Raw genomic sequence first — 6,756 nt, forward strand, 5'->3', positions numbered from 1 at the left:
GCCGCGTCTTTTTTTTATAATAGACCGCCTCTTGGGTGGCCGGGGCGGATTTTTGCCTCCGTGCCCTTCACGTCAACCCGGGCCCCCCCAGCTACCGCGGGCGGGCCCCTGTTCTGCACAGAATGATCAGAATTTCCGGGAGGAGTTCCGCGAGCCGCAGAGCCGCCGCGGCTCGACGCAGCTCCCTGTGCCCGGCTTGTCCTGCAGGCACTCGGCCTATTCCTGGACGCGTACGGCAGGATGTGCGGCATGCCCAGTGCAGAGACGACGCGAGCGAGCGTGCAGGAGCCGGAGCTGGTGCGGCCGACCAAGGACGACGAGGTCGCCGCCGGCGGCAGTGAGCTGATCGGCGGCCCCATCGGGCGGCGGGCCCTGCTCGGGACGTCCTGGTGGACGCCCGTGCGGGTCGTCGCGCTGTTGGCGATCGGCATGTTCGCCCTCGGTATGGTCCAGAAGCTGCCCTGCTACGACGGCGGCTGGTTCTTCGGAGCCAGCTCGCAGTACACGCACGCCTGCTATTCGGACATCCCGCACCTCTACCAGGGGCGGGGATTCGCCGACGGCCTGGTGCCGTACTTCGACAAGATCCCCGGCGACATGGAGTACCTCGAGTACCCGGTACTGACCGGTGTGTTCATGGAGGTCGCGGCCTGGCTCACTCCGGGCAGCGGCAGCATCCAGGACCAGGAGCAGATCTACTGGATGGTCAATGCGGGGATGCTGATGGTGTGCGCGGCGGTCATCGCCGTATGCACCGCGCGCACCCACCGTCGTCGCCCCTGGGACGGCCTCCTGGTCGCTCTCGCGCCCGCTTTCGCGCTCACGGCCACCATCAACTGGGATCTCCTCGCCGTGGCCCTGCTGGCCGCCGCGATGCTCATGTGGTCGCGGGGGCGCGCTCTGGCCTTCGGCGTCCTGATCGGGCTCGCCACGGCCGCCAAGTTCTACCCGTTCCTGGTGCTCGGGCCGCTCTTCCTGCTCTGCTGGCGGGCCGGCAAGTGGCGTGAGTTCGGAACGGCGCTGCTCGGTGCCGTCGGTGCCTGGCTGGCCGTGAACCTTCCGGTCATGTACTTCGCGCCCGAAGGATGGGCGAAGTTCTACAGCTTCAGCCATGACCGTGGCGTCGATTTCGGTTCGGTCTTCCTGTTCATCTCGCAATGGCTGAAGATCACGATCACTCCCGACGCCGCCAACGCGTGGGCGCTGATCATGATGCTGATCATCTGCGCGGGTCTGAGCGCCGTCACGCTCACCGCCCCACGCCGCCCCCGCTTCGCTCAGCTCGCCTTCCTGATCGTGGCGGCCTTCATCCTCACGAACAAGGTCTACTCGCCGCAGTACGTGCTGTGGCTCGTCCCGCTCGCCGCGCTGGCCCGGCCGCGCTGGCGGGACTTCCTGATCTGGCAGGCGTGCGAGGTCGCGTACTTCCTGGGGATCTGGATGTACCTCGCGTACACGACCAGTGGGGACGCCCATAAGGGCCTGCCGACCGACGGATACCAAGTCGCCATCGCCGTACATCTGCTGGGGACGCTGTACCTGTGCGCGGTGGTCGTACGGGACATCTTCATGCCGGAGCGTGACGTGGTGCGCCGAGCAGGGGACGACGACCCGTCCGGCGGGCTGCTGGACGGCGCCGAGGACGTCTTCGTACTCGGGGCGGCCTCTCATCCGCCGCGGCACGCCGCCCACTTCGACGGGCTCCCCCAGGTCGACTGGGGCGGCTCGAACGCGTCGCCCGAAGACCGTTCGCTCTGAGCGAACAGGGTGGGGAAGAGGTACGAAAAAGGCCGTACACGGTGTCCGTGTACGGCCTTTCGGCTGGAGCGGAGGGGCTGAACCCGGGGGTCAGCGCTCGACGACGCGGTCGAACTGCGTGGTGGTGTGCCGCAGATGGGCCACCAGTTCGTCGCCGACCTTCGGCTCCGAGGCGTCGGAGGGCACGAAGAGGATCGAGACCTGCATGTGCGGGGGCTCGGCGAACCAGCGCTGCTTGCCCGCCCAGACGAACGGAGAAAGGTTCCGGTTGACCGTCGCGAGGCCGGCGCGTGCGACGCCCTTGGCGCGCGGCATGACGCCGTGCAGCGCCTTGGGGGCTTCCAGGCCCACCCCGTGCGACGTACCGCCCGCCACGACCACGAGCCAGCCGTCTCCGGCCGCCTTCTGCTGCCGGTAGCCGAAGCGGTCGCCCTTGGAGACGCGGGTGACGTCCAGGACGGCCCCGCGGTACTCGGTGGCCTCGTGGTCCCCCAGCCACAGCCGCGTGCCGATACGCGCGCGGAAGTGGGTCTGCGGGAACTGCTGCTGAAGTCGCGCGAGTTCCTCGGCCTTGAGGTGGCTGACGAACATCGTGTGCAGGGGCAGGCGGGCCGCACGGAGACGGTCCATCCAGCCGATGACCTCCTCGACGGCGTCCGAGCCGTCGGTGCGGTCCAGCGGCAGGTGGATCGCGAAGCCTTCGAGCCGGACGTTCTCGATGGCGGAGTGCAGATGCGGCAGCTCCTCCTCGCTCACGCCGTGCCGCTTCATCGAGGACATGACCTCGATGACGACGCGGGCGCCCACAAGGCCGTACACGCCGTCGATGGACGATACGGAGCGGATGACACGGTCGGGCAGCGGTACGGGCTCCTCGCCCCGCCTGAACGGCGTCAGGACCAGCAGATCGCCACCGAACCAGTCCTTGATCCGGGCGGCCTCGTACGTGGTGCCGACCGCGAGGATGTCCGAGCCCAGGCGGGTGGCCTCGTCCGCGAGCCGTTCGTGGCCGAAGCCGTAGCCGTTGCCCTTGCATACGGGGACCAGCCCCGGAAACTGCTCGGACACCTGCTTGTGGTGTGCCCGCCAGCGCGCGGTGTCGACGTAGAGCGTGAGCGCCATGGCCGGTCCCGGAACCTTTCTCGTGGCTGCGGTGTATCAGAGGTATGAAAAGGAATTGTCGCCGATTCGCCGGACCGATGGGGCGATGCCGGGCTGGAACAGCGGCTCGGCACGCGGTTCGGGACGGCTCAGCGACGCGACATGTAGATGTCGAGCGCCTTGTGGAGCAGCTTGTTGAGCGGGAAGTCCCACTCGCCGAGGTACTCGGCGGCCTCTCCGCCCGTGCCCACCTTGAACTGGATCAGGCCGAAGAGGTGATCGGTCTCGTCCAGCGAGTCGGAGATGCCACGCAGGTCGTAGACCGTGGCTCCCAGGGCGTACGAGTCGCGCAGCATGCGCCACTGCATCGCGTTCGAGGGCCGGTGCTCGCGCCCGATGTTGTCCGAGGCGCCGTAGGAGTACCAGACGTGTCCGCCGACGACGAGCATCGTCGCGGCCGACAGGTTCACTCCGTTGTGACGCGCGAAGTAGAGCCGCATGCGGTTGGGGTCCTCGGTGTTGAGGGCCGTCCACATGCGCTGGAAGTACGACAGCGGGCGGGGCCGGAAGTGGTCGCGCACAGCGGTGATCTCGTACAGCCGCTGCCACTCCTCCAGGTCCTGGTATCCGCCCTGGACGACCTCGACGCCCGCCTTCTCGGCCTTCTTGATGTTGCGGCGCCACAGCTGGTTGAAGTTCCTGTGGACCTCTTCCAGGGAGCGGTTGGCGAGCGGCACCTGGAAGACATAGCGGGGCTGGACGTCGCCGAAGCCGGCACCGCCGTCCTCGCCCTGCTGCCAGCCCATGCGGCGCAGCTTGTCGGCGACCTCGAAGGCGCGCGGCTCGATGAAGTCGGCCTCGATGTCGCGCAGGCGCTTCACGTCCGGGTTCTGGATGCCGCCCTTGATGGAGGTGGCTTCCCAGCGCCGGATGATCACCGGCGGGCCCATCTTCACCGAGAAGGCGCCCTGCTGCTTGAGGTGCGCGAGCATCGGCTGCAGCCAGTCGTCGAGGTTCGGCGCGAACCAGTTGATGACCGGACCCTCGGGCAGGTAGGCGAGATAGCGCTTGATCTTGGGCAGCTGGCGGTACAGCACCAGGCCGGCGCCGACGATCTCGCCGGTCCTCTCGTCGAACCAACCCAGGCTCTCCGAGCGCCACTCGGCCTTCACGTCTGCCCAGGCGGGGACCTGCATGTGACTGGCCGCGGGCAGGCTCTGGATGTATGCCAGATGCTGCTCTCGGCTGATGGTCCTCAGGGTCAGGCTCATTCGGGGCGCTCCTCGGGCTGGTGTGTCCCCATGGGTACAGGGGCTCCGGCTCTCGCGCCGAAGCCTACTGCGCCCTGCGAGCGCCCTGTCTGGCCGTATGCAACCTGGACCTCGGGGAGGGAGTGTGGGGCTCCCCGAGGTCAGGGGAAAACGGACGTTCGGCTCAGACCACACCACCGAAGAGGCCGCCGTGGGCCAGGCCGAGGTAGAAGCCGACGCCCGAGAGACCGAGTCCGACGATCAGTCCGAAGCGCTCGCGGGTCGTCTCGGAGATGAACTGCCCGTAGGCGCCGGCGAGGATCCCGACGAGACCGGCCCAGGAACTGAGCAGATGGAGGCTGTGGAACATCGACGTGATGAAGGCCAGGACTCCGAACACCAGGGTCACGACGAGCAAGGTGTCCTGGAGCGGATGAGGCTTGCCGTCGGTGGCCAAGAGGGAGCCGGTGGAGCCGGTGGTGTTGGGTCGCACTGCCTGTGCCATAGGGCACCTCCTGCGGAAGGCGGCGCATCGTAGCGCCATACACACCCGATGTGTACAGATTGACGGCCAACCCGGTCGGATTTCAACCGGAAGCCGGTGTGCAGGTAGTCTGTACCCTCTGCACCGGTGTCTGCCCAGGCTCATGGCCAGGTCACGACAGGGATTGCCGCTCGGTTCACCGATCGGCGGCCCCGATTGTCAGTGGCGGCCGATACCGTTGCGAACGCATCACAACCCTCCTGCCACGGAACGACCGTGGCCGCTGAGTCCAAAGGAGGTGGGTTCCACATGCGTCACTACGAAGTGATGGTCATCCTCGACCCCGATCTGGAAGAGCGCGCTGTCGCCCCCCTGATCGAGAACTTCCTCTCCGTTGTCCGTGAGGCCAACGGCAAGGTCGAAAAGGTCGACACCTGGGGCCGTCGTCGTCTCTCGTACGAGATCAAGAAGAAGCCCGAGGGCATCTACTCGGTCATCGACCTGCAGGCCGAGCCTGCGGTCGTCAAGGAGCTCGACCGCCAGATGAACCTGAACGAGTCGGTCCTCCGGACCAAGGTCCTCCGTCCCGAGACCCACTGAGCTTCCCAGCTCAGCTGATCTCGGGCATCGAGTAGCAGCACCAGCAGCCAGCAGCAAACCCGCCGAGAGGTTCCCCCATGGCAGGCGAGACCGTCATCACGGTCGTCGGCAATCTTGTCGACGACCCCGAGCTGCGCTTCACCCCTTCCGGTGCGGCGGTCGCGAAGTTCCGTGTCGCGTCCACTCCCCGCACCTTCGACCGTCAGACGAATGAGTGGAAGGACGGCGAGAGCCTGTTCCTGACCTGCTCGGTCTGGCGTCAGGCGGCGGAGAACGTCGCCGAGTCGCTCCAGCGAGGCATGCGCGTCATCGTGCAGGGCCGGTTGAAGCAGCGGTCCTACGAGGACCGTGAGGGCGTCAAGCGCACGGTCTACGAGCTGGATGTAGAGGAAGTCGGCGCCAGCCTGAAGAACGCCACGGCCAAGGTCACCAAGACCACGGGCCGAGGCGGCCAGGGCGGTTACGGCGGCGGCAGTGGCGGCGGCCAGCAGGGCGGCGGCTGGGGCGGTGGCTCCAGCGGTGCTCCGCAGGGCGGCGGCGCTCCTGCCGACGATCCCTGGGCAACCGGCGCTCCCGCCGGTGGCAACCAGGGCGGCGGCGGTGGCGGCTGGGGCGGAAGCTCCGGCGGCTCCGGCGGCTCCGGCGGTTCCGGCGGCGGCTACTCGGACGAGCCCCCCTTCTAGGCCCCAGGGCCGAGGGTGGGCCGTACTCCCACTTCTTGATCACACAGGAGATACACCATGGCGAAGCCGCCTGTGCGCAAGCCGAAGAAGAAGGTCTGCGCGTTCTGCAAGGACAAGGTCACGTACGTGGACTACAAGGACACGAACATGCTGCGGAAGTTCATTTCCGACCGCGGCAAGATCCGTGCCCGCCGCGTGACCGGCAACTGCACGCAGCACCAGCGTGACGTCGCCACGGCTGTGAAGAACAGCCGTGAGATGGCGCTGCTGCCCTACACGTCCACCGCGCGATAAGGGAAGGGTGACCGACAAATGAAGATCATCCTCACCCACGAGGTCTCCGGCCTCGGTGCCGCGGGCGACGTCGTTGACGTCAAGGACGGTTACGCTCGCAACTACCTGATCCCGCGGAACTTTGCGATCCGCTGGACCAAGGGTGGCGAGAAGGACGTCGAGCAGATCCGTCGTGCTCGCAAGATCCACGAGATCGCGACCATCGAGCAGGCCAACGAGATCAAGGCCCGCCTCGAGGGCGTCAAGGTCCGTCTGGCCGTTCGCTCCGGCGACGCCGGTCGACTCTTCGGTTCCGTCACCCAGGCCGACGTCGCTTCGGCGATCAAGGCTTCCGGTGGCCCCGAGGTCGACAAGCGCCGCATCGAGCTGGGCTCGCCCATCAAGACCCTGGGCGCCCACGAGACGTCCGTGCGTCTGCACCCCGAGGTTGCCGCCAAGGTCAACATCGAGGTTGTCGCTGCCTGAGTGCAGCGCTCGGCATAGCTGAGAGAAGGGGCCCCACCCCCCGGGGGCGGGCCGTCATCCTATACACAGCCCGGTATAACCCGGTATACGATGTATTACCCGCGAGGAGGAGTATAGAGAA

Annotated in this window: 8 protein-coding genes; 5 read left to right on the top strand and 3 right to left on the bottom strand. The window is 67.2% G+C overall.

Going from position 1 to position 6,756, the window contains the following annotated elements; all coding sequences use genetic code 11:
* Positions 1 to 249: 249 nt before the first annotated feature.
* Positions 250 to 1,758: a glycosyltransferase family 87 protein gene (locus ACFWBT_RS40535; protein ID WP_385709139.1), complete on the top strand. Its 1,509-nt coding sequence runs from the start codon at positions 250 to 252 to the stop codon at positions 1,756 to 1,758.
* Between the two features lie 90 nt (positions 1,759 to 1,848).
* Here the strand turns inward: ACFWBT_RS40535 and ACFWBT_RS40540 are convergent, their stop codons facing one another.
* The 3 genes from ACFWBT_RS40540 to ACFWBT_RS40550 all read right to left on the bottom strand — a co-directional run bounded on the left by ACFWBT_RS40540 (position 1,849) and on the right by ACFWBT_RS40550 (position 4,614).
* Positions 1,849 to 2,880, bottom strand: coding sequence for an alanine racemase (locus ACFWBT_RS40540; RefSeq protein WP_266760578.1), 1,032 nt, complete (start codon positions 2,878 to 2,880; stop codon positions 1,849 to 1,851).
* A 128-nt stretch (positions 2,881 to 3,008) separates the two neighbouring features.
* Entirely contained in the window at positions 3,009 to 4,130 is a 1,122-nt protein-coding gene (gene femX / locus ACFWBT_RS40545; protein ID WP_385709142.1) for a peptidoglycan bridge formation glycyltransferase FemX, read from the bottom strand.
* A gap of 163 nt (positions 4,131 to 4,293) precedes the next feature.
* A complete protein-coding gene (locus ACFWBT_RS40550) occupies positions 4,294 to 4,614 on the bottom strand; it encodes a hypothetical protein (RefSeq protein ID WP_385709145.1) in 321 nt (106 codons plus the stop codon).
* A 288-nt stretch (positions 4,615 to 4,902) separates the two neighbouring features.
* On the opposite strand from ACFWBT_RS40550, the gene rpsF reads away from it, so the two are divergent.
* The 4 genes from rpsF (at position 4,903) to rplI (ending at position 6,635) form a co-directional block, all read left to right on the top strand.
* The gene (gene rpsF / locus ACFWBT_RS40555; protein ID WP_017240415.1) at positions 4,903 to 5,193 is read left to right on the top strand and encodes a 30S ribosomal protein S6; all 291 of its coding nucleotides are present in this window, start codon (positions 4,903 to 4,905) and stop codon (positions 5,191 to 5,193) included.
* A 77-nt stretch (positions 5,194 to 5,270) separates the two neighbouring features.
* The gene (locus tag ACFWBT_RS40560) at positions 5,271 to 5,876 is read left to right on the top strand and encodes a single-stranded DNA-binding protein (RefSeq protein WP_385709148.1); all 606 of its coding nucleotides are present in this window, start codon (positions 5,271 to 5,273) and stop codon (positions 5,874 to 5,876) included.
* A gap of 57 nt (positions 5,877 to 5,933) precedes the next feature.
* The gene (gene rpsR, locus ACFWBT_RS40565) at positions 5,934 to 6,170 is read left to right on the top strand and encodes a 30S ribosomal protein S18 (protein WP_003949403.1); all 237 of its coding nucleotides are present in this window, start codon (positions 5,934 to 5,936) and stop codon (positions 6,168 to 6,170) included.
* A gap of 18 nt (positions 6,171 to 6,188) precedes the next feature.
* Entirely contained in the window at positions 6,189 to 6,635 is a 447-nt protein-coding gene (rplI, locus tag ACFWBT_RS40570; protein ID WP_266760569.1) for a 50S ribosomal protein L9, read from the top strand.
* The last annotated feature ends 121 nt before the right edge of the window (positions 6,636 to 6,756 follow it).

Origin of the sequence: Streptomyces sp. NPDC060027, assembly GCF_042737005.1 — a bacterium.
In the GTDB taxonomy this organism is placed as follows: Bacteria; Actinomycetota; Actinomycetes; order Streptomycetales; family Streptomycetaceae; genus Streptomyces.